This window comes from Aeromonas caviae, from assembly GCF_000819785.1.
GTDB classification, from domain to species: Bacteria; Pseudomonadota; Gammaproteobacteria; order Enterobacterales; family Aeromonadaceae; genus Aeromonas; species Aeromonas caviae.
In genome coordinates, this window is record NZ_CDBK01000026.1 from 1 (window position 1) to 22,786 (window position 22,786).

Genomic DNA, 22,786 nt, shown 5'->3' on the forward strand with positions numbered 1-22,786 from the left:
GGCGGGGAGGGGGGCGTCATCATCAACATCTCCTCCATCGCCCGGGCTGGCAACATGGGCCAGAGCAACTATGCCGCCAGCAAGGCGGGAGTGGCCTCTCTGGTGGTCACCTGGGGGAAGGAGCTGGCCCGTCACGGCATCCGGGTGATGGGCATCGCCCCCGGCGTCTTTGCCACCGACATGACGGCGGCGATGAAACCCGAAGCCATGGCCCGCATGCAGCAGGCCATCCCGGTGGGCACCCTGGGGCAGGCGGCGCAGCTGGCCCAGACGGTGCAGTTCATCCTTGCCAACGACTATCTGTCGGGGCGGATGATCGAGCTGGACGGCGGCTTGAGGCTCTAGCCCCCCCCTGTATATACCCTCTCTGACGCCCCTCCTGCAGGGGCGTTTTTGCAGGGGGAAGGCCCCAGTGCAAGGGTGCATAGCCATGCAGGTCCGGCTTTTGAAAAGCGGGGCGGCATCATGAAAAGTCGTGAAATATCAACGGGTCTTTCTTAATTTGAACCAGCTCACAGGCACCCCGGGTCAGTGCTGTAAAATTGCGCGCGGTCAAGGCGGCTCATGATTGACGGCAAGAGGGATTGCGGCCGGAATAGTCATGCAATATAGTTGCCGCCTTTTTCACGGGGTATGGATTTCTAGCCCCTCCCATGTCGCGCGCTGTATGAATACGGATGCTCAGCCGCCGCCTAATAAAACAGGTTTGAGATGGACAAGAAACTGGGGCTGGGTGCCCTCATTTCGCTGGTGATCGGCTCCATGGTCGGTGCCGGGGTTTTCAGTCTGCCGCAAAACATCGCAGCGCACGCCAGTGCCGGGGCCGTCGCCCTGGGATGGGCCATCACGGGGATCGGCATGATCTGCCTCGCTCTGGTCTACCAGAATCTCTCCATGCGTCGACCGGATCTCGATGGCGGCATCTTCAGCTACGCCAAGGCAGGGTTCGGGGATTTCGTCGGCTTCAACGCCGCCTGGGGTTACTGGCTGTGCCAGCTGCTGGCCAACGTCTCCTACGCCATCGTGGTGTTCAGTGCGCTGAGCTACTTCTTCGACACGCCGGACAATGTCATCTTCGGTGACGGCAATACCCCGGTCGCCATCACGCTCGCTTCCCTGCTCATCTGGTCGGTGCATGCCCTGGTGCTGCGCGGCATCCAGGTGGCGGCGCTGGTGAACATCGTCACCACCATCGCCAAAATGGTGCCCCTCATCGTCTTCTGCGTGGCCATCCTGCTCGCTTTCAACATGGAGACCTTCACCCTGGATCTCTGGGGGCAGGGGAGTCCCGAGCTCGGTTCCGTGATGGATCAGGTGAAGTCCACCATGAAGGTGACCCTGTGGGTCTTCATCGGCATCGAGGGGGCCGTGGTGGTCTCCGCCCGTGCCCGCCATCGCAAGGACGTGGGCCGCGCCACCGTGCTGGCGCTGCTCGGCGCCCTGGCGCTCTACGTCATGGTGACCCTGTTCTCCCTGGGGGTCATGAACCAGCCGCAACTGGCGGCCCTCAAGAACCCCTCCACCGCCATGATCCTGGAAGCCGTGGTCGGCCCCTGGGGCGCCTGGCTCATCAACATCGGCCTGGTGATCTCGGTGATGGGGGCCCTGCTGAGCTGGACCGTGCTGGCGGCGGAAGTGCCCTACATCGCGGGCAAGACCGGGGTCTTCCCGGCCTGGTTCGCCAAGGAGAACAAGAACGGCTCCCCCAAGGTGTCGCTCTGGTGCTCCACCTGCCTGGTGCAAATTTTCCTCATCATCATCTACTTCCAGAACAGCACCTATCTGGCGTTGGTGAACATCGCCACCTCGGCGGCCCTGGTGCCCTATGTCTTCTCCGGTGCTTACGGCCTCAAGCTGGCGTTGAAAGGGGAGACCTACGCGGGCCAGCCCCATCAGCGCAAGCGCGACCTGCTGCTGGCCCTGGTGGCCACCGTCTATGGCTGCTGGCTGGTCTATGCCGCCGGGGTGGAGTACCTCTTGCTGGTGGCGCTGCTCTACAGCCCGGGGATCTTCATCTACTGGAAGGCGCGCCAGCACCACGGCCTGCGCAGCCTCAACCGGCTGGAGCAGGGGATGACGGCAGCCCTGCTCGGTTGCGCCGTGCTGGCGTTCTACAAGGTGATGGACGGTACCATTCCCCTGCATTAATCGGCACAATAAAGGGATGGCAAGATGCCATCTCTTTTTTATGGGCAATGGCGGTCAAGTTGACCGCTGTTTCGTTATTGAAGGAATGTTTATGCTGTTTGTGGGCTATCTGGTGTTGGGCGCCTTCGCGGGCATGCTGGCCGGGCTGTTCGGTATCGGCGGCGGCCTCATCATCGTCCCCGTGCTGGTCCTGAGTTTTCACGCACAGGGCGTGGCGCCGGAGATCATCACCCATCTGGCCCTCGGCACCTCGCTGCCCACCATGATCTTCACCGGTTTCAGCTCCCTGCGTGCGCACCAGGAGGCAGGAGCGGTGGACTGGGGGATGATTCGGCGCCTGGGCGCCGGCATGCTGGTCGGTGCCTGGCTCGGCGGCATGACCGCCAACCTGCTGAGCGCCAGCACCCTCAACATCATCATCGGCTGCTTCGCCTGGACCATGGCCCTGCAGATGGGGCTCAATCTGAGGCCAAAAGCGGAGCGACACATGCCGGGCCCCCTTGGTACCGGGATCGCGGGCACCGTCATCGGCTGGATGTCGGCCTTGTTCGGCATCGGTGGCGGCTCGCTGACCGTGCCTTACCTCACCTGGAATTCGGTGCCCATGCGCAACGCCGTGGCCGCCTCCGCCGCCTGCAGCATGCCCATCGCCCTGGCAGGCAGCCTCAGCTACCTCTATGCCGGTTGGGGAGACGCCGATCTGCCCGAGTGGAGCGTCGGATTCATCTATCTGCCGGCCCTGCTTGGCATCGTGCTCACCAGCACCCAGTTTGCCCGTCTGGGCGCCAGACTGGCACACCGAATGTCACCCCGGCGGCTCAAGCAGGCCTTTGCCCTGCTCATGTTGCTGGTGGGTGCCAAATTCATGCTCTTTAGCTGAACCCTTGGCCAGATTGTTGAAAAATAAGGCGAACGGCTCGCGATGCGGTAGAAAGCCATTGCATTGAGGGGCCAGTTTGCCTATTCTCCTCGCCGGTGGTCCTATTGGTCCTCTCGCATTGATAACCCGTCGACCTGGTCAGGACCGGAAGGTAGCAGCCAAGGCGGGGGACTCGAGTGCCGGGATGTGGCTGGTGGGACCACCACCTGTTTTTGCCATTCAACAAGTTACAGCTAATACCCCCTTCAGACCTCTTGGTAATCTACTTTGTGTGGATGAATCAGGAGTCTTCAAAGTGAATCTCTGGCTCAGTCCACACGGCATCTGGTATTACCGGAAAGTCACTACGCTCCCCTGTGGTCGTCGTAAAGAGATCCAGAAATCCTTTCATTCCCGAGATAAGTTAGTTGCCCGTAGCAAGGTGGCTCAGTTGCTCGCCTGCGCTCGTTCTCGGGTAAAGCCTGAGTCTGTCCAGCCAGAACCTCAGCCAAACTTCCTGCCAGAGCCTCAGTGGCTACAGCAACAGACACCCTCAGCGGCCAATCCTGCTCCTAAGGCAGTCTCTGAGACTCCTTCTGCCATTTCATCCCCTGCACTCTCAGAACTCAGTGAGCGTTATCTGAAAGAGAATGCCCTATCCTGGGCACCAAAAGTGAATCGCCACAACTATCCCCTTCGCCAATCCCAATTTCAGTCGCATATTTGCAGAACCGCCATTTATCTCCCAAAGTACGAGCTCTTGTTAACTGGGTCACTGAAATATTCAATTCTTGCCCTTTACTCAGTGGTGTTGATGTTAATTCAGATTGTAGCCTTTCACTTCCGCTTAAAGCACCGACTAATACACTACGTCAGGAGCTCGACCAGATGAACAGTACCGGGATTATATAATCTTCGAGTCATACGCCTCATCGAACCCGAGTGACCCTATCCATTTCAATTAGATTGTGGTTTAGGCACATGGATATTAGGTGAATACCATCCCCAGGCATCCAGGATGTTTTTAAATACAGGTTGTAAAATAGCGAACTGTTGATGTTTGAAATGTGGGAGCCTCATATAAAATCGGTTAGCCTAATGAAAGCCCGCGGAAAATTAATTTGAGCAGATCAACGAAAAGACGCAAAATATTGCGTCGGAGATTTCCCCAGTGCTTTCTTGAACATGGTGATGAAAGCACTCACAGAGTCATAGCCCAGAGTGCCGGCCACATTTTGAACTGACTGTCCCTCTGCCAAATGCCTTAACGCAATCACCAAATGAAGCTGCTGACGCCAACGTCCGAAACTCACCCCTGTTTCACTTTGCACCAGTCTGGCGAGCGATCGTTCACTGGTTGCAAGCCGAACGGCCCACTGTCGTAATGTTGTGCGGTCACCCGGGGTAGCAAAAAGTGCATCCGTAATGTGTTTGATTTTGGGATGAGTAGATACTGGTAGATAAAGCGCTTCAACTGGCGCATCAGGAATTTGTTCCAAAAGTACAGATGCGAGTCTGGCCATCTTTCCTTCTGAAGGATAGGAAGGCCCCTGATCTGCAAGATGAAGAATGAGCTCGCGAACGAGGGGGGTAATAGCAATCGTACAGCAGGTTTCAGGCATGACTGCTGAGCCGGGCTCAATAAAAAGAAAGCAAGTGCGGGCATTTTGCGTTATACGACAACTGTGAGGTGTATCACCAGGAATCCATACCGCATGCCCGGGAGGAACAAGCCACAATGCATTCTGTACTTCACAGCTGACTGCGCCATGTAAAGACATTATCAGCTGACCTTTCCTGTGAGCGTGCGGGTTGATACCTGAATACTCGCCTGAAGATATCACGTGCAAGGCAACGGCTGCCTGAGTGAATGTATCCGAGTCAAATTCTTCAGGTGAAGAGATCTCTTTTTTGTAGTCTGGCATAGTTTAGATAACGATGTTGCTTAGTCTGTTTTTATACATGTTGAGTATATTTAAAGTTCTATTTTCTTATCTCGTCACATTCGTTTTTCCGGGCTGGCATTATGAATAAGCTCGGCGATCCAATCAGCAAATGCACGCACGGCAGGAGACAGAAAACGCTGATGGGGATAAAGTAATGTGACAGGTACCGATGGCGGTTGCCAATCTGCTAGCACCTCGATGAGCCTTCCTGCATGCAGGTGATCCAGTACAACATTCTCGGCAAGCTGGATGAGGCCAAAGCCATCGAGGCACATCTTGATATAAAGCCCCGTGTCATTGACGGCTGCGGTGCCGCTCACAGTAACCGATAGAGTCTCTTTACCGCGGACAAATCGCATTTCGTTTGCATGCCTGGCGAGGCCCGAAAAGTAGTGGACCGCCTGGTGCATAGACAGTTCTTCAGGGGACTGGGGAACACCGTTTTCGTGAAGGTATTCAGGCGAGGCGCAGGTTACCCACCGAAACCTGCCAAGGGGACGAGCAACAAGGGTGGAGTTATTCAGCTCTCCTGTTCTGATCACGCAGTCCACACCTTCCTGAACAAGATCAACCTGCCGGTCACTCACACCTATCATCAGGTAGATATCTGGATAACGTTGGTGAAAGTCTCTGAGATTCGGCATGACGATGGAATGTGCTATCCCGCTCGGCATATCAACCCGCAAACGCCCCTGTGGCCGCTTGATAGCCTCCGTCAGGCTGGACTCGGCATGCTCGATCAATGAGAGAATTTCCCTGCACTGAGCAAGATACTGCAGGCCTTCAGGGGTGAGGTTCACCCGCCTCGTTGTTCTGTTCAGCAGGCGCACCAGCAGGTATTTCTCGAGGTTTTTAATCGTACTGCTGACTGTCGAGGAAGGCAGTGAGAGGGTCTCTGCTGCCCGCACGAAGCTTCCGGTCTCAGCAACCCGCATAAAGATCTGCATAGCCTGAATACGATCCACAGCCCTTCTCCCTTGAGGCGATACCTCTACCGATAGTTCCCATGATTATTCGAAGATCATGAATTATGAAACCAGTCTGGTCATCTTTTTCAGGGTAATAGAGTGCCGTATCTTTTCGCCATTGACTAGAGAAGAGGCTCTTGAAATGACCGGATACCTTAGAAATATTGTTAATAATCAAGATGTAAGGCCAGATTCAATCTTGATCAAGGGAGCCACGATCCTCAGCATGGATGAGAACGTGGGTAACATTGAACGTGGAGACATTCTGATCAGTGGATCAACCATTACGGCCATAGGCGAGGATCTGGAGGCGAATGGTGCCCGTGTCATCGATGCTACGAACATGATCGCCATGCCGGGGATGGTGGATTCTCATCGCCACTCCTGGGAGGGACAACTGCGCCGCATCAATCCGAATGCCACTTGTCTGGAAGACTACAGCAACGCCACGCACTTCTCTTTCGCCAAGTACTATCGCCCTGCCGATATGTATATCGGCAACCTGCTGACGGCACTGGGCTGCATTGATGCAGGCATCACCACCGTCATTGACAATTCCCATAACAGCCGCACCGCAGCCCATTCGGACGCCGCCGTTGAGGCCCTGCTGGATGCAGGGATCCGTGCCATACACGCCTCCGGCGCACCGGTATCGGGGGAATGGGACAAGGCTCATTGGCCGGGTAACTGGCAACGCCTGCAAGAGAAATATTTCAAGGACAACCCAGAGAGCCTGGTTTCCCTTGCTGTCATGGCCCAGCTGGAGCCTGCATTGTGGGCCGAGGCTCGCAGGCTGGGACTGCCGATCGTCACTGAATTCTTTGGTTCTTTTATGGCGTCTGAGCTGGAGTCACTGCATCGGCGCGGTCTGCTCGGCCCGGACAATATTTTCAATCACTGTACGTCACTGCCAGATGAGGGATGGAAGATCCTGCGAGAAGCCGGTGTCCGGGTGAATGTCTGCCCGCGCTCCGATGCGCACTATGGCATCGAGGACGGTATGTTTGCCATCCAGGCGGCGCAGCGTCATGGCATCAACCCAGGCCTCAGCGTCGACAATGAAACCTCTTACAGCACTGATATGTTTATGGAAATGCGCGTGGCATTTTACCTGCAACGGGTGATGGGCATGCATCAGCAGCACTGCTGCGGCACCGACCACTCGCTGACCACGCTGCCGGCTGCCCAACTCCTCAAATCGGCGACTGTCGATGGTGCTGCCTGTGCAGGGCTGCTGGACAAGGTAGGGAGCCTGACACCAGGAAAACAGGCGGATCTCATTCTGATCAATGTTGGCGACATCAACCTCTACCCGTCCGGCAATGCCTTTGGCACCGTGGTGCATGCGACAGAGCGCAGCAACATTGATACCGTCATGATCGGTGGACGCATCGTCAAGCAGCATGGCAAGGTGCTGGGCGTAGACAGCACGCGACTTCGCGCCGCCATTGATGAGTCCCGTGAGCATCTGTTTGCCGCCGCCGGGTATGAGCCTGACATTTTTGCTGACGCCTTCCTGCCGCTGGCACATGCACACTGACAGGTATGCAACCCATGAGCACGCTGTATTACGTCATCGCTTTTGCCGCAGGTCTCGGGATCACGCTGCAGACAACTCTGAATAGCCAGCTGGCACGAGGACTTGGGGGCGATTCGGTCACCGCCGCATTGTTCTCCTTTGCGGCCGGTGCATTCAGCCTCGGGGTCTTCTCGCTGCTGCGTGGCGGATTATTCACCTCGCTTGCGGCCATTCCATCACAGCCTCTGTGGAGTCTGGCCGGCGGCCTGATCGGTGCTTGCGCGCTGTTCAGCTACATCGTGCTCGCACCGAAAATCGGGTTGTCAGCCCTGCTTGGGTTGGCCATCGTCGGACAGTTGCTCTCATCCCAGGTCATCGACCATTTTGGTCTGCTTGGCACCATCCAGCGTCCGGTATCTTTGATAAAGCTGGGTGGAATGCTGGTCATGCTGACCGGGCTCGTCATCATGCTGTTCGGTGATCGGTTAGCTGAGCGCCTTATGCACTGATGAAGCGGCATTCTGATTTTTGACCTTCACGAACGTCTGCCCCTGGGGTAGACGTTCGCCAATACCTTATGAAAGTGCCAGGAGGATTAACATGTTTTCAATTGCAGTAGATGCCAGGAACACACTGGGAGAGTGCCCCCTTTGGTGTGATAAAACCCGCAGGCTGTTCTGGACGGACATTGAAGGTAGCGAGCTGCTCGCATTTGAAGGAGATAGTAACGCGGTAACGCGCTGGTCTTTGCCTGAACGCCTCGGCTCATTCGCACTCACCGAAAAGACAGACGTTCTGCTGATGGGATTGGCATCTCGGATCGGTTTCTATGACCTGAATACTCGCAGTTTTACTGAATTGGTTTCCTCTCCGGGGGTGATCGGAACGCGAATAGGTGATGGCCGCTGCGATCGTTCAGGCAATTATGTCTTCGGCACCATGGATGATGGAGACCCGTTACAGAGTATCGGAAAATTCCACAGACTGAATGCCGCGACGCTTGATATAGAGACGTTGCCTCTTCCCGAAGTGGCTATTCCCAATAGCATCTGTTTCAGCCCGGATGGTGGCACCATGTATTACTGCGACTCGATGCAAGGGCGCATTTTCTGCTGTGATTACCCTTCCTTCGAAAATCAACGCGTGTTTACTGAAATAGAAGGAGGTGGGGCACCAGATGGTTCTTGTGTGGATGCGCAGGGCTACTTATGGAATGCAGAATGGGGAGGCAATCGGATTGTGCGCTATTGTCCGGACGGAACAATTGACTGCGTTCTTCCATCCCCTGCTATTCAGAGCACATGCCCAACGCTGGCAGGTGAGGCATTCACAACCCTATACTGCACCAGTGCACGTATTGGTCTTTCCGCGCCATCACGACATGACGGTGCGATATTAAAGGCCAGATCAAACGCCATCGCCGGCTTGCCAGAAAATCGATTTGCCGCATCAGTGGTCTCTGGAGATATGACCTTCATCTGACTGTCACCCATAAGGGGGACCATGGGGCTTTAATCCGAACAACCAAGTGCTCCCCTTCATGGCGACCTCGTCTTTCCTCGACTCAACCACTATATAGTCCACCAATCTGTCATAACAATTCGTGGCCATATTAGGGCTGGATGATGGAAGTCCTACCGTACAATATGTTCAAAAATGGTGTATTTGATATCGAATGACAGAGCAGGGTGGCCCTAGAGGAGAACGGTTTCAATCGCCTCTGGCGACATAACATGTTTAGTGCTTTGGCATAATTTAGAAACATGCTGTCTTGTTTTCTATATCTTGCAATAAACATGCATTTTAAACTCTTCTTTTTATCAGAGATAACATAGAAAATGTCAAACATAAAAAACAAGTGGCATACCATGGCACTTGTGATGGGAATCCTTTTTATTGCCGTGAACTTGCGCGTTCCTTTCACCGCTATCGCACCGGTTTTACCATTAATCCAAGACAAGTTTGAACTCAGTATCACCGCAGTAGGGTTGCTCAATTCATTACCCTTGCTTGCCTTTGCAGCATTTTCACCGTTGAGCGCCCCTGTTGCTCAGAGATTAGGACTGGAGCGAACCCTATTGGGCGCAATGGCTATTATCTCAGCAGGGATTCTACTCCGTTCCGCAGGAAGTATTTGGGCGTTGTACGTGGGCACGATCCTGATTGGAACAGGGATCGCTCTGGGGAATGTATTGTTGCCTAGCCTGATCAAACGTGATTTTTCTTCAAACATGGCATCTATGACAGGTGCTTATTCCATTACGATGGGGGCGGCAGGTGCTATCGGTTCGGCAATTATCATTCCGCTGACGCAGTTTTGGAGCTGGAATATTGCTTTGGCGCTGATAGTGGTAGCTCCGCTACTTGCGCTTACTTTATGGCTGCCACAGCTTAAAAAACACCATCAACAACAGCTATCAGTTACGAAAAAGACAACAACTGTCGAGGTTTGGAAATCCCCTCTGGCATGGCAGGTCACGTTGTTTATGGGGCTGAATGCAATGCCCTTTTATGTTGCGGTAGGCTGGCTGCCAGCGATTCTGACGGACCATGGTATCTCCTCTGCAACAGCTGGTGCCGTGCACGGAATGCTGCAGCTAACTACGGCTATTCCCGGAATAATACTGGCAGCGATGCTGCGCCGCCTGAAAGACCAGAGGCTATTGGCCGTCGTGGTCAGTCTGCTGACGGCACTGTCTCTGATGGGAATAGCCTATGCGCCCGATTTGGCAATGCTGTGGGCCGCTATTCTGGGGTTTGGCTCAGGTGCGAGCATGATGTTGGGTCTGACCTTCATCGGTTTGCGCACACAAAATGCTGGCGATGCTGCAGCCCTGTCAGGAATGGCGCAGTGTGTCGGCTATTTGATGGCGGCAATGGGACCGCTGCTGCTGGGTCAAGTGCACGATTGGTCCGGTAGTTGGACTGTGCCACTGTTGGTGACTGCTGCGCTCGCTGTGGCTGGCGCTTGTACTGGAATGGCTGCAGGACGCAATGTGCACCTGGAACCCGCATCGTCGCTGAACTGAATCTTGACGTCCGCCAGTAGGAAAAGGAAATACTCCCCTGATGATTGAAAGACGGTTGTCACCATCTCCAGGGATTTGCAGTGCATTTCATGCTGCAGAAAATATCTTGCGAATGGCCACATTCATTTCTCCAGACAGTTTTTAAGATTAGCCTCCCTGCTTTATATTATTAACTGCCGGGGGGTAATAACTGTTACTGATAAGTGCCGAGCATTATCATATGTCGAATTTTTATTAAAAATGCTGGTGAGCATGTTTGAATCGAGATGGGTCCGCCTGGAAAAACTCAAAGATTCTAGTGCGCCCAGCCTCTTGCAATCTGAAAAAGGTAGTGATTTTATGAGTAACATTCTGATTGTTAATGGCGCCAAAAGTTATGGTTTTGCCAAAGGTGAGTTAAACCAACATTATGTCAATGTCGCTTGTGAGATATTAAACCACCTTGGGCACACGGTATCTGTTACCAATGCTGATAGCGATTTTGATCCTCCAAGCGAGATAGCAAAAATTCTCAACAGCGATGTACTGATTTATCAGATGCCGGGATGGTGGATGGGGGAGCCATGGACCGTTAAAAAATGGATCGATGATGTGTTTACAGAGGGTCATGGCTCTCTGTATGAAAGTGATGGCCGAACTCGCTCCGATATGTCAAAAAAATATGGCTCAGGCGGTCTTGTTCAGAGCAAAAAATACATGCTCTCTCTTACATGGAATGCACCATTAGAGGCATTTAATGATCCTAAACAGTTCTTTGAAGGCCAGGGAGTGGATGGGGTATACCTGCATTTCCATAAGGCAAATCAGTTTTTGGGCATGAAAGCACTACCCACCTTTATCACAAATGATGTGGTAAAAAATCCGAATGTAGAGAATGAAACAAAGCGTTTCATCAATCATCTCACGGCTTTATTTTCTTAAGCTTATTTAGAGTAAAGCCCTTACAGGGCTTTACTTTTCCCTTTTGGCAAAATCAAGATAGGGCGAAACTGAAATTCGGTATCCAAGGGTCAGAGACTTGATAATAGGAGTTGAGTCAATTCGTTTGGATGGACTCTTCTGAATTCATCAACGAGGCACGGTTTCGCCAACGTCCAGAGAACTGTTGGCTTCGGAGACGGAACAGTCTTGGTCGAGCATCTAGGACACGCTTCCTGCTTGAACTTGGCAGTGAATAAACAACATTGTTTTGCCATTGAACACCTCTGATCATGGTGGCGACTGTACCACCTAAATGGTGTCCGGGATGATTAAACCACTACACCTGTGCCCTATGGGCGTTTATCAGGCTTCAGACCGCGTCACTGTCCCCTTGAGATCATGCTTTCCCTCAGTCACCTCCCGTGGCCTCTATGGCCCAGCCATCTTCTGACTTTCAGCACTGCAAGCTCTTGCAGTACGCCATCTGACGCCTCCTTTTGTTGGCGCCGGCAGAGCAGGTGAGGCCATGCGCTTGATGCGACACCATGCCGGGGCCACGCGGCAACGCGAACCCCTCTGGTGGCGGGAGCCCGGGCAGGCTATCTTGCCGTTACTGGAGACGCCGGGAACCGGTTTCATACCGTGCGACTCTCCCGTTCTGTTTTATGGATGGTGAGGCCCCGTGCAGGGGCTGCTCTCGACTCACCAGAGACCAGGCTGACAGGCGTGGCATGAATGCAGACCCCGTCAGCCTCTTTTCGCGCCCCTGAGGGGCGCCGTTTTCTGTGGTTGCTCAAAGGAGCCCTGATGATTGGCATGATCGCATCTCTACTCAAACCGGGCCTGCCCGAACACCCGGACTCCTCGCAATATCAGGGGGGCCGGTTCAACAATGCCGTGACACCCCAGGCGCGAAGCCTCTGGGAAGGGGCCAGGCTCTGGTGGGACTTCCTGTTCGCCAAGCCTGAGGGCACGGTGCCGGATCGCGCCATTCCGGTACAGGTCATGACCCGGGAGGGGCTCATCGCGGCGCCGGACAACAGCGTGTGGCGCCTCGGCCACTCCACTCTGCTGCTCAAGTTGCAGGGCACGTTCTGGCTGACGGATCCCGTGTTCAGCGAGCGGGCCTCGCCGGTGCAGTGGTTCGGCCCCAAGCGCTGGCATCAGCCGCCCATCACCCTGGAAGCGTTGCCTCCCATCGAGGGGGTGATCCTCTCCCATGATCACTACGACCATCTCGATCACGGGGCCATACTGGCGCTGCAGGAGAAGGTCGGCCACTTCATCACGCCCCTCGGGGTGGGGGCACGCCTCATGGCCTGGGGGATTGCGAAGGAGAAGATCCGCGAACTGGACTGGTGGCAGCAGACCCGAGTGGGCGGTGTCACCCTGGTAGCGACCCCGGCCCAGCATTTCTCCGGCCGTGGCCTCGGGGACGGCAACCAGACCCTCTGGGCCTCCTGGGTCATTCGCGGCGAGGGGGTCAACCTCTTCTTCAGCGGTGACAGCGGCTACTTCGACGGTTTCAAGGAGATTGGCAGGCGCTACGGTCCGTTCGACGTGACCTTCCTCGAGACCGGGGCCTACGACAAGCGCTGGGAGCTGGTGCACATGCTCCCGGCGCAGACGGCGCAGGCGTTTCACGATCTCGGGGGGAAATGGCTCTATCCGGTGCACAACGGCACCTTCGATCTGGCCATGCACCGCTGGAACGACCCGCTTGAGCAGATTGCCCGACTGGCTGCCGAGCAACAGATCCCCCTGACCACGCCTGTCATGGGGGAGCCTCTGGAGGTGTTGAGCCCCCATGAGGGCAGCGCCTGGTGGTGCGATTGACCTGAGTGCCCTCCAAAGACGGTGTCACCCCTCAAAGAGGCGTGCGGGAGGCTAGGGCCGGGCCCTGTGAGCGCCCCCGCTGCCTCCCCATCCTCTGCGCCGGACCCGCGACGGCCAGGCGGGGAGGGCGCACGGGAGCGCCTTGCCGCGTTATCTTCTGCCACCAGAGTCTTGCTGATACCTCACTCGGGCTGGGCGGCAACCTGGCGCTTGAAGGGACCTGGCTTGTTGGCCTTGCGGTGCTCCGAGACCAGGATCAGCAGGCGCTGCAGGGCGATGAAGCTGAACAGCAGCAGGCCGATGATGATCTTGGTCCACCAGGAGCTGAGGGTGCCGTCGAAGTTGATGTAGGTCTGGATCAACCCCTGGATCAGCACCCCGAACAGGGAGCCGAAGACGGTGCCCACCCCGCCGCTCAGCAGAGTGCCGCCGATGACCACGGCGGCGATGGCATCGAGCTCCACCCCGACGGCGGCGAGCGGATAGCCCGCCGAGGTATAGAGCGCGAACACGATGCCTGCGAGGGTCGCCAGGGTGGTGGAGAGCAGGTAGATGCGAATGGTGGTGTGGCGCACCGAGATCCCCATCAGGGCTGCCGAGGTGGCGTTGCCGCCGATGGCGTAAACGTTGTTGCCAAAGCGGGTGCGGTTGGCGAGCAGGATGCCGAAGACCACCACCGCCAGCATGATGAGGGCCAGCAGGCTCAGGCGACCGCCCCCCGGTATCTTCCACGACAGGCTCGACAGGTAGGTGAAGGTGGGATGATCGATGGGCAGGGACTGCTCGGAGATGAGAAAACTGGCCCCCCGCAGGAAGAACATGCCCGCCAGGGTGATGATGAAGGCGGGGATCTTCAGGGTGTCGATGAGCCAGCCCATGAGGGCGCCAAAGCCTGCTCCGAGCACCAGCACCAGAGGGATGGCCAGCACGGGGCTGACCCCCAGCTTCCCGATGAGGGTTGCCAGCAGCACGCCGGTGAAGGCGATGACAGCCCCCACCGACAGATCGATGCCCCCCGAGAGGATGACGAAGGTCATGCCCACCGCCACTATTCCCAGAAACGCGTTGTCCGTCAGGATGTTGCAGATGATGCGGGTGGACATGAAGGCAGGGAAGGAGGCCAGGCAGAGCAGATAGCCCAGCACGAAGACCATGATGGTCACCATCAGGGGGAGGTTGCGTTTAAACATGGCGAGTCCCTCGCTGGAAGAGGTGGTTGAGGGTCGGTGACTGCATGACCAGCACCGCCAGTACCACCAGGGCTTTGACGATCTGGTTCCACTGGGGCTGGTAGCCGGAGAGCAGGATCCCGGTGTTCACCCCCTGGATGATCAGTATGCCGATCAGGGAGAGGGCGAGGTTGAAGCGCCCCCCCATCAGGGAGGTGCCTCCTATCACCACCGCCAGAATGGCGTCCATCTCGAGCCAGAGCCCGGCGTTGTTGGCATCGGCACCCCGGATGTCGGCGGCGACTATCATGCCGGCGACGGCGGCCATCATGCCGCTCAACAGGTAGGTGGCGATCACCACCATGGGGGTGTTGAGCCCGGCGTTCTTGGCGGCCTTGATGTTGATCCCCACCGCTTCGATGAAGAGGCCGAGGGCGGTGCGCTTGGTCAGCAGCCAGAGCAGCAGCGCCATGCCCAGGGTGATGATGACCGGGGTGGGCAGATAGAAGAGGGAGCCGCTGCCGATCCAGGCGAGGGCGTCGTTGTTGAAGGTGATGATCTGCCCCTCGGTGATGAGCTGGGCGATGCCCCGGCCCGCCACCATGAGGATCAGGGTGGCGACGATGGGCTGGATCTTGAACACCGCCACCAGCAGGCCGTTCCACAGGCCGCACAGAAGGCCCACCCCGATGACGGCGGCGAAGATGACCGGCAGGCTGTGACCGCCGGTGGCCAGGCTGGCCATGGTGGCCCCGCTGATGGCCATGACGGCGCCCACCGACAGGTCGATGCCGCCGGTGGCGATCACCAGGGTCATGCCGAGGGAGAGCAGGGCCACCGGGGCACAGCGGTTGAGGATGTCGATGAGGCTGCCAAACAGCCGCCCATCCTGGATGTGGATGGCGAAGAAGTTGTCGGCGACCAGGGCATTGATGAGCAGCACGCACACCAGGGCGGCGCACTGGGCCGAGCCCGTGGGCCAGGGCCGGCGGGGGCGGCTGGCCCCCTTGGAGAGGGGAAGAGTGGATGACGTCATATCAGGCCTCACATGCAATGGCGTTCATGATGGCAGGGACGCTCAGGGCGTCCGTCGCAAGCTCTGCCACCTGTTTTCTGTCACGAAGGACGATCACCCGATCGGCATAGCCCACCAGCTCCTCGAGCTCGGAGGAGATGACCAGCAGGGCCAGCCCGTTGGCGCAGAGGGATTCGATGAGGCGGATGATCTCGGCGTGGGCCCCCACGTCGATGCCCCGGGTAGGCTCGTCCAGGATCAGGAACTGGGGTTTGGTGAGCAGCCAGCGGGCGAGCAGCACTTTTTGCTGGTTGCCCCCGGAGAGAAACTGGATGGGCTGCTCTGGTCCTGGGGTCTTGATGGCCAACTGCTCGATGAGGCGAGCGGTGATCTCGTCCTGTTCCTTGCGAGACAGGGGATGCAACCAGCCCCGCTGGGCTTGCAGGGCCAGCACCATGTTCTCCCGCACCGAGGCCGAGGCGATGATGCCGGCGCTCTTGCGATCCTCCGGGCAGAAACCAAAGCCGTTGGCGGCCGCCTGGCGTGCAGAGCGGATGGTCACCGGTTTGTCCCGCACCCGGCACTCGCCGCTGTCGCTCGGCACTATGCCGAACATCAGCTCGGCGGTCTCGGTACGACCGGACCCGAGCAGGCCGGCGAGGCCCACTATCTCCCCGGGCATGACGTCGAGACTGAAGGGGGCGATAACTCCCCGCTTGCCATAGTCCCTGAACGACACCATGGGCTGGTTGCTGCGCAGTGTCTTGCCCGCCCGCTTGAGGGCATTGTCGTCCAGTTCGCGTCCCAGCATCATCTTGACCAGCTCCAGTTGTGGCAGTGCCTGGGTGTCGCGGGTGCCGACCAGCTCGCCGTTGCGCAGCACTGTGATGCGATCGCTGATGGCGTAGACCTGATCGAGAAAATGGGTGATGAAGATGAGGCTCACCCCCTGATCCCGCAGGCGCGTCATCAGGGAGAAGAGCATCTGGACTTCGCTGGCATCCAGGCTCGCGGTGGGCTCGTCCAGGATCAGGATCCTGGCGGAGAGTGACACCGCCCGGGCGATGGCCACGATCTGCTGCATGGCGACCGAGTAGTGGTCGAGGGGCAGGGTGACATCCATCTCGAAGCCGTGGCTGGCCATGATGGCGCTGGCCTGCCGGGTCATCGCGCCCCGGTCGATGAAGCCGAAACGGCGTGGCTCGTGGCCGATGAAGAGGTTGTCTGCCACCGACATGTTCGGCAGCAGGTTGACCTCCTGATAGACGGTGCCTATCCCCAGACGCTGGGCATGGGCGGTGTCCGTCGGGGAGATGGGGACGCCATCGAGTTCGATACGGCCGGCGTCTCGCTGATAGACACCGGTGAGGGTCTTGATCAACGTGGACTTGCCGGCCCCGTTCTCGCCGAGCAGCGCCATGATCTCTCCCCGGCGCAGGGAGAAGTCCACCTGATGCAGGGCTCGTACTCCGGGAAACGCCTTGCATATTCCGCGGGCATTCAATACGACATCGTGAGTGTTCTCTGACATGAACATTGGCTCTCCGATATAGCGCGCCATACAAGTTCAATCACTTATATGGCGCGCTATGTGACAGTCTGGCGGGGGAGCGGGATTAATAACCCATGTCTTTTTTCAGCTCGAGCTGCGCCTCGGCACTCCCGGGCTCAAACAGTTTGGACTCCGTCTTGATATGTTTGGGGGGCAGGGTGCCATCTTTCTTATAGGCCAGCAGGGCATCGAAGGCCGGTCCCGCCATATTCGGCGTGAGCTCCACCGAGGCATTGGCTTCGCCTGCGATCATCGCCTTGAAAATATCCGGCACGCCATCGATGGAGATGATCTTGATATCCTTGCCCGGTTTCAGCCCGGCCTCTTTAATGGCCTGGATGGCGCCGATGGCCATGTCATCGTTATGGGCGTAGACGGCGCAAATATTCTTGCCGCTATTTTCCGCCTTGATGAAGCTCTCCATCACCTCCTTGCCCTTGCTGCGGGTGAAGTCGCCGGACTGGGTGCGGATGATCTTGATGGTGGGCACGGCCGAGACGGTGTCGAGGAAGCCCTTCTTGCGATCCAGCGCCACGCTGGCACCCACTGTGCCCTGCAATTCCACCACGTTGCACGGTTTGCCATCCTGCTGCTTGATGAGCCACTGGGCTGCCACTTCCCCTTCGTGGACGCTGTCGGCGGCGACCCCGGTCATGAAGAGACCGTCATCTTTTACCGTGATATTGCGATCCAGCAGGAAGACCGGGATCTCTGCCTCTTTCGCCTCCTGCAATACCGGCTCCCAGCCAGTCTGTACCACGGGGGCAATAAAGATGGCATCCACCCCCTGGGCAATAAAGGAGCGAATGGCCTTGATCTGGTTCTCCTGTTTCTGCTGGGCATCGGCAATTTTCAGGATGATGCCGCGTTTTTGGGCTTCGCTCTTGGCGACCGATGTTTCTGCAGCTCGCCACCCGGATTCAGAACCAATTTGCGAGAAGCCCACGGTCATCTCTGCAGAATATGCAGTGGCCGAGAGAATAAGGGTGCTGATAATGCTCGCCAGTTTCACTTTTTTATACATATGACACTCCTTTGTGATGCATGGTGAAATAAACCGGAACACGTCAGGTTTTTATTGTACGGGTCAAGGTTATAGGCTCTTGAATTAAACGGCGGGAGGTGGCTCACAGAAAATTTTCAGCAGCACGATGCTTCATACAAACAGCAGAAGAGTTCATATATCTAGCTCTGCCTGTATTGATTTTTATGCATATTTATTTAATTAGGCAACCATTGTGTCCAGAGTGCCACCTGTTTTTTGCCCCCGGTATCGGGGGTGCAGGCACGCAGATGAGGGGCCCTCGTCAACGAAGAGGGGGATATTCCCCTGGCACAGGCGACCCCTCTGGGTGCACCGCTGCCAGCAGATAATCCACGAAGGCCCGGACCCGGGCCGAGAGGTGACGGTGCTGTGGATAGAGGGCGTAGAAGGGGCGGGATCGCCCCGCAAAGGGGGTCATCACCTCGATCAGCTTGCCTTGCAACAGCGCCTCGGCCGCCACGAAATGGTAGATCTGGAACAGACCGCCCCCAGCCACCGCCCAGCCCAGGCCCGCCAGCACATCGTCAAGCACCCGCTGTCTGCTCTGAACATGAAGGTCGACAGGGTCCCCCTGCTCGTTCACGAACTGCCAGGGGAAGGGGCGACCCGTGCTCGGGGTGATGAACTGGATCAGATCATGTTGCGACAGCATCTCCAGGGAGGTTGGCGCGGGGCGGCGGGCGGCATAATCGGGGGTGCAGAAGACCCCGAGGCTGGCATCCTCCAGCTTGCGGGCGATGATCCGCCCATCGCGTGGCTCCCCCAGCCGGATGGCCAGATCGTAACCATCCTCCACGAAGTCGATGTTCCTGTTGGAGACATTGAGCTCCAGCTCGACCTCGGGATAGGCCGCCATGAAGCCCGGCAGCAGGGGCACCAGACGGTGGTGGGCATAGACGGTGCCCACGCTGATGCGCAGCACTCCTCTGGGGTGGCGCTGGCGGCCGGTGATGGCCCGCTCGGCCTCGGCGATCTGCTCGAGCGCCTGCTGGCACTGCTCCCGATAGAGCTCCCCGTCATGGGTGAGGCGCACGCTGCGGGTGGTGCGATGGAAGAGTTTGACGCCGAGCCTGGCCTCGAGACGCTGGATGGAGCGGCTCACCGAGGCGGGCGTCACCCCCAGTACCTGAGCCGTGGCGGTAAAGCTGCCAAGTTCGGCTGCCTTGCAAAAGAGCTCTATGGTGCCGAGCTGGACGGGGTCGAAGGCACGGGACATATGTTCATCCATGTAAATAATCAAGTTCAATGGTGTGAGTTTATTCGTCCGTGTGTAATCAGTAAATTGCTCATCGAGGGCGGCCCGGTGGCCGCCCGATCGATCACTGCCATCAAAAGGAAGATCACGATGAAGAACACCCTCAAGGCCGTGCTGGCCTCACTGCTGCTGGCGACCTCCGCTGCGGCCAGCGCCTCCCCGAAAGGCGAGATCCTGGTGCTGCTCTCGAGCGATACCGAACTGCCGCTGCAAGGGGGCAAGAGCCTGACCACCGGCTTCTACCAAAATGAACTGGGGGTGCCTGCCGCCGCCCTGCTGGAGGCCGGTTATACCCTGACCCCGGTGACCCCGAGAGGGAACCGGCCCGTTGTCGACAAACACTCCGTCGATCCCCAGTACTTTGGTGGCAACCCGCAGGAGATGGTGCGCATCGGCGCCGTCGTGGAGGGGCTGCTTGGCGCCGGCAAGGTGCTCTCCCTGAGGGAGGTGCTGGCATCCGGTCCCGAGCGCTATGCCGGCCTCTTCATTCCCGGCGGCCACGCACCCCTCATCGATCTTGCCAAGGATCCCGAGGTGGGGACCCTGCTTCGCCACTTCCATGACAACCACAAACCCACGGCCGCCATCTGCCATGGCCCCATCGCGCTGCTGGCGGCGCAGGCGGATCCGGCCGGGTTCGAGCAGTCGGTCATTGCAGGCAAGGCAGACGGCGCCAGAGAGTGGATCTACGACGGTTACAGGATGACCATCTTCTCCGACAAGGAAGAGGCGGTGTTTGAAGGCTCCCTGGGGGGTGACAAGCTGCGCTACTACCCGGCGAAGGCCATGGCCCAGGCCGGCGGCAGCATGCAGTTCGTGGCACCCTGGCAGCCTGGCGTTGTGATCGATCGCGAGCTCATCACAGGCCAGAATCCCTTCTCCGACCACGCTCTGGCGAGCGCCTTCATCGCGGCGCTGGACAAACAGCAAGGGGCAGGCTGACGCGAGGAGAGGCGCAAGCTCCCCCCCCTTGATCAGTGCAGGCAGCCCCCATGGGTTGCCTTTTTCATGCCCCTGCCTTGGCGAGAAACGCCTTCATGGCGGGGGTGACACTGTGTTTTCGGGTGATGAAGGCGATGGTGCCTGCGCTCGCATCGCTCAAGGGATGGCAGGGCAGCTTGAAGAGTTGCTGGGCGGTGGCGGCGATGCCGGCGCTGACCACGGCGCAGCCCAGGCCGTGGCTTACCCCGTTGACCAGGTGGAACAGGGAGTCGGTCTCCAGCACCACCCGCAGGCTGATCTGCTGGCGGGCGGCGGCCTCGTCCAGGTAGCGGCGAAACTGCATGGTGGTGCTTGGCAGGATCAGGGGGAGCTCTTGCAGGTCCGCCAGGGTCAGCGGCCCGGTCGGGGCGCAGTGGGCAGGCAGGGGGCCCAGCAGGGCCATGGGGTTGGGGTGGCGAAGCTGGACGTCGAGGGCCCGGCGCTGATGCTCGGTGAGCAACTCGTCAAAGCCGAGCCCGATGTCGATGCGATGCAGATCCAGCTGCTCCATCAGGGTGGCATGGGTCATCACGCAGAGGTGCAGGCCCACCTTGGGGTAGGCGTCGTTGAACCCCTTGAGCAGCGGCATGATGTCGATGCTCGACTGGGGCACGATGCCGATGCGTAGCGCCCCCGACAGCCCGCCCCGAAAGAGGCTGAGTTCCTGGCGCATGGCATCCTGCTCCTGAAGCATCCGCTCGGCGTGGTGCAGCACCACTTCCCCCGCCTGGGTCAGGGCCACGAACTGGCTGTTGCGCACCACCAGTTCGGTGCCAAGTGACTTCTCCAGAGCGGTGATGCTGGCCGACAGGGTCGGCTGGGTGATGAAGCAAGCCTTGGCCGCCTTGGCGAAGTGACGGTGCTGGGCCAGCTCGTAGAAATAGTGCAACTGCTTGATATTCATCGTGGTAATGGCAGCAGGCAAAGGCAATGAGCGACAAATTTAATCAATCGACATCCCGATGGCAATAGAAGTTATCTATTGGTGAATAGATTTGTTTCATTGGTTTTGGCGCGGCGGCTTATCTAAACTTGAGGCCCGAATACAGCTTATAAGCGTCTCGCATGATCCCTTTCAATTCACGGTTGCCCAGTCTGGATGAGCTGGTGGAGGAGGTGGCCGTGTCCGTCAACATCAACGGCATCAACCATGCCGTCATGATGGCCACCCCGGACGATCTCGACGATTTCGCCATCGGTTTTCTGTTTGGCGAGGGGATCATCGGGGGCAACCACGATGTACACGATATCCAGAGCACCCCGTCCGAGCACGGCATCGTGCTCGATGTCACCATCGCCAACCGCTGTCTGGCTGTGCTGGGTCAACGCAAGCGCCGCCTGGCCGGTGCCAGCGGCTGTGGTATCTGCGGCGTGGAGGCCATCGAACATGCGTTGCCCGTGCTCACCCCGCTGACCCCGGGCGCCCCCTTCGACACTGCCTCTTTGCAGGACCTGCGGGAGCGCATCGTCCCCTGGCAGAGCAAGGCCCGCCAGAGCGGCGCCCTTCATGCCGCCCTGGCGCTGGATGATCGCGGCGAGATCCTGGCCTGCCGGGAGGACATAGGGCGGCACAACGCCCTGGACAAGCTCATCGGCATGCAGCTGCGCCAGCCGTTGCAGGCCGCCACCCTGGTCATCACCAGTCGCTGCGGCAGCGAACTCATTCACAAGGCGGTGCAATTTGGCGCCGCTCACCTCATCAGCCTTGCTTCCCCCAGCCAGCTCGCGGTGCGACTGGCCCTGAAGTACAACCTGACCCTGATCCATGTGCCCCGATCCGATGCCCCGGTCTGCTATGCCAGCCCCCGCGCCCAGGATCACGTTGGAGACTCCCATGTCCAGTCATATTGAGAAACCGGCCAAGGCCGGCGGCTTTTCCTCCCTGCAGTCCACCTTCAAGCAGGTGCTGCGCAGCCAGAAGACCCGCCAGAACATCAAGAACCTGCTGCGGGTCAACCAGACCGACGGCTTCGACTGCCCCGGCTGCGCCTGGGGTGACAACAAGCAGGGGGCCTTCCAGTTTTGCGAGAACGGCGCCAAGGCGGTGGCCTGGGAATCCACCGGCAAGACGGTGGGGGCCGATTTCTTCGCCGAGCATTCGGTGCGTCGCCTCGCCACCCAGAGCGACTACTGGCTCGAATATCAGGGGCGACTGACCGAGCCCCTGCGCTACAACCCGGCCACCGATCACTACGAGCCGGTGAGCTGGGATCAGGCGTTTGCTCTCATCGCCGACAAACTCAAGAGCCTGGCCAGCCCCGACGAGGTGGAGTTCTACACCTCGGGACGCGCCAGCAACGAAGCCTCCTACCTCTATCAGCTGTTTGGCCGCCTCTATGGCACCAACAACTTCCCCGACTGCTCCAACATGTGCCACGAGGCGAGCGGGGTGGGGCTCATCCAGTCCGTCGGGGTGGGCAAGGGCACCGTGGTGCTCGATGATTTCGACGCCGCCAAAGCCATCTTCGTCTTTGGCCAGAACCCGGGCACCAACCACCCGCGCATGATGAATGCCCTGCGCAAGGCGGCGCGCCAGGGGTGCC

20 protein-coding genes and 1 other RNA gene are annotated in these 22,786 nt (G+C 58.2%); 13 read left to right on the forward strand and 8 right to left on the reverse strand.

What is annotated here, in order from left to right:
- The 4 genes from BN1120_RS03420 to ffs form a co-directional block, all read left to right on the forward strand.
- Window positions 1-345: SDR family oxidoreductase (locus BN1120_RS03420; protein WP_042014759.1), on the forward strand; the 345-nt coding region annotated here is incomplete at its 5' end.
- Window positions 346-711: 366 nt separating this feature from the next.
- Window positions 712-2,148 carry an arginine-ornithine antiporter gene (gene arcD / locus BN1120_RS03425; RefSeq protein WP_010674600.1) on the forward strand — a complete coding sequence of 479 codons (1,437 nt, stop codon included), beginning with the start codon at window positions 712-714 and terminating at the stop codon, window positions 2,146-2,148.
- A 91-nt stretch (window positions 2,149-2,239) separates the two neighbouring features.
- A complete protein-coding gene (locus BN1120_RS03430) occupies window positions 2,240-3,028 on the forward strand; it encodes a sulfite exporter TauE/SafE family protein (RefSeq protein WP_042014760.1) in 789 nt (262 codons plus the stop codon).
- A 102-nt stretch (window positions 3,029-3,130) separates the two neighbouring features.
- Window positions 3,131-3,227, forward strand: an RNA gene (gene ffs, locus BN1120_RS20565) — signal recognition particle sRNA small type.
- 910 nt (window positions 3,228-4,137) lie between these two features.
- Here the strand turns inward: ffs and BN1120_RS20580 are convergent.
- Window positions 4,138-4,932, reverse strand: a complete 795-nt coding sequence (locus tag BN1120_RS20580) for an AraC family transcriptional regulator (RefSeq protein ID WP_080767869.1) — start codon at window positions 4,930-4,932, stop codon at window positions 4,138-4,140.
- 74 nt (window positions 4,933-5,006) lie between these two features.
- On the reverse strand, window positions 5,007-5,918 hold the full coding sequence (locus tag BN1120_RS03435) for a LysR family transcriptional regulator (RefSeq protein ID WP_042014761.1): 912 nt from the start codon (window positions 5,916-5,918) through the stop codon (window positions 5,007-5,009).
- Between the two features lie 58 nt (window positions 5,919-5,976).
- Between BN1120_RS03435 and BN1120_RS03440 the strand changes: the two genes are divergently transcribed.
- From BN1120_RS03440 to BN1120_RS03455, 6 genes are all read left to right on the forward strand, one after another.
- Window positions 5,977-7,461, forward strand: a complete 1,485-nt coding sequence (locus tag BN1120_RS03440) for an amidohydrolase family protein (protein ID WP_205215591.1) — start codon at window positions 5,977-5,979, stop codon at window positions 7,459-7,461.
- Between the two features lie 14 nt (window positions 7,462-7,475).
- The gene (locus BN1120_RS03445; protein ID WP_042014762.1) at window positions 7,476-7,949 is read left to right on the forward strand and encodes a DMT family transporter; all 474 of its coding nucleotides are present in this window, start codon (window positions 7,476-7,478) and stop codon (window positions 7,947-7,949) included.
- A 91-nt stretch (window positions 7,950-8,040) separates the two neighbouring features.
- The gene (locus tag BN1120_RS20585) at window positions 8,041-8,922 is read left to right on the forward strand and encodes an SMP-30/gluconolactonase/LRE family protein (protein WP_080767870.1); all 882 of its coding nucleotides are present in this window, start codon (window positions 8,041-8,043) and stop codon (window positions 8,920-8,922) included.
- 386 nt (window positions 8,923-9,308) lie between these two features.
- Window positions 9,309-10,469 (forward strand): MFS transporter, encoded by a 1,161-nt coding sequence (locus BN1120_RS03450; protein WP_231959385.1) that lies wholly within the window; start codon window positions 9,309-9,311, stop codon window positions 10,467-10,469.
- 252 nt (window positions 10,470-10,721) lie between these two features.
- Window positions 10,722-11,390 (forward strand): NAD(P)H-dependent oxidoreductase, encoded by a 669-nt coding sequence (locus BN1120_RS20590; protein WP_368180086.1) that lies wholly within the window; start codon window positions 10,722-10,724, stop codon window positions 11,388-11,390.
- A gap of 807 nt (window positions 11,391-12,197) precedes the next feature.
- Window positions 12,198-13,226, forward strand: coding sequence for an MBL fold metallo-hydrolase (locus BN1120_RS03455; RefSeq protein WP_042014765.1), 1,029 nt, complete (start codon window positions 12,198-12,200; stop codon window positions 13,224-13,226).
- A gap of 182 nt (window positions 13,227-13,408) precedes the next feature.
- On the opposite strand, the gene yjfF is transcribed toward BN1120_RS03455, so the two are convergent.
- From yjfF to BN1120_RS03480, 5 genes are all read right to left on the reverse strand, one after another.
- Complete coding sequence (gene yjfF / locus BN1120_RS03460) at window positions 13,409-14,416, reverse strand: galactofuranose ABC transporter, permease protein YjfF (protein WP_010674604.1); 1,008 nt, start codon at window positions 14,414-14,416, stop codon at window positions 13,409-13,411.
- Window positions 14,409-15,431, reverse strand: a complete 1,023-nt coding sequence (gene ytfT / locus BN1120_RS03465) for a galactofuranose ABC transporter, ATP-binding protein YtfT (RefSeq protein ID WP_042014766.1) — start codon at window positions 15,429-15,431, stop codon at window positions 14,409-14,411. The genes yjfF and ytfT overlap by 8 nt, the downstream gene beginning before the upstream one ends.
- Window position 15,432: 1 nt before the next feature.
- Entirely contained in the window at window positions 15,433-16,941 is a 1,509-nt protein-coding gene (ytfR, locus tag BN1120_RS03470) for a galactofuranose ABC transporter, ATP-binding protein YtfR (RefSeq protein WP_039039167.1), read from the reverse strand.
- Between the two features lie 85 nt (window positions 16,942-17,026).
- Window positions 17,027-17,986, reverse strand: coding sequence for a galactofuranose ABC transporter, galactofuranose-binding protein YtfQ (gene ytfQ, locus BN1120_RS03475; protein ID WP_010674607.1), 960 nt, complete (start codon window positions 17,984-17,986; stop codon window positions 17,027-17,029).
- A 283-nt stretch (window positions 17,987-18,269) separates the two neighbouring features.
- Window positions 18,270-19,223 (reverse strand): LysR family transcriptional regulator, encoded by a 954-nt coding sequence (locus BN1120_RS03480; protein WP_010674608.1) that lies wholly within the window; start codon window positions 19,221-19,223, stop codon window positions 18,270-18,272.
- A gap of 129 nt (window positions 19,224-19,352) precedes the next feature.
- Between BN1120_RS03480 and BN1120_RS03485 the strand changes: the two genes are divergently transcribed.
- Window positions 19,353-20,204 (forward strand): type 1 glutamine amidotransferase domain-containing protein, encoded by an 852-nt coding sequence (locus tag BN1120_RS03485; RefSeq protein WP_042014769.1) that lies wholly within the window; start codon window positions 19,353-19,355, stop codon window positions 20,202-20,204.
- 64 nt (window positions 20,205-20,268) lie between these two features.
- Here the strand turns inward: BN1120_RS03485 and BN1120_RS03490 are convergent, their stop codons facing one another.
- Window positions 20,269-21,147: a LysR family transcriptional regulator gene (locus BN1120_RS03490; RefSeq protein WP_042014775.1), complete on the reverse strand. Its 879-nt coding sequence runs from the start codon at window positions 21,145-21,147 to the stop codon at window positions 20,269-20,271.
- A 161-nt stretch (window positions 21,148-21,308) separates the two neighbouring features.
- On the opposite strand from BN1120_RS03490, the gene fdhD reads away from it, so the two are divergent.
- A complete protein-coding gene (gene fdhD / locus BN1120_RS03495; RefSeq protein ID WP_042014771.1) occupies window positions 21,309-22,094 on the forward strand; it encodes a formate dehydrogenase accessory sulfurtransferase FdhD in 786 nt (261 codons plus the stop codon).
- Window positions 22,078-22,786, forward strand: a 709-nt coding sequence (locus BN1120_RS03500) for a molybdopterin-dependent oxidoreductase (RefSeq protein ID WP_042014772.1), incomplete at its 3' end; no start/stop codon positions are given. The genes fdhD and BN1120_RS03500, both read left to right, overlap by 17 nt.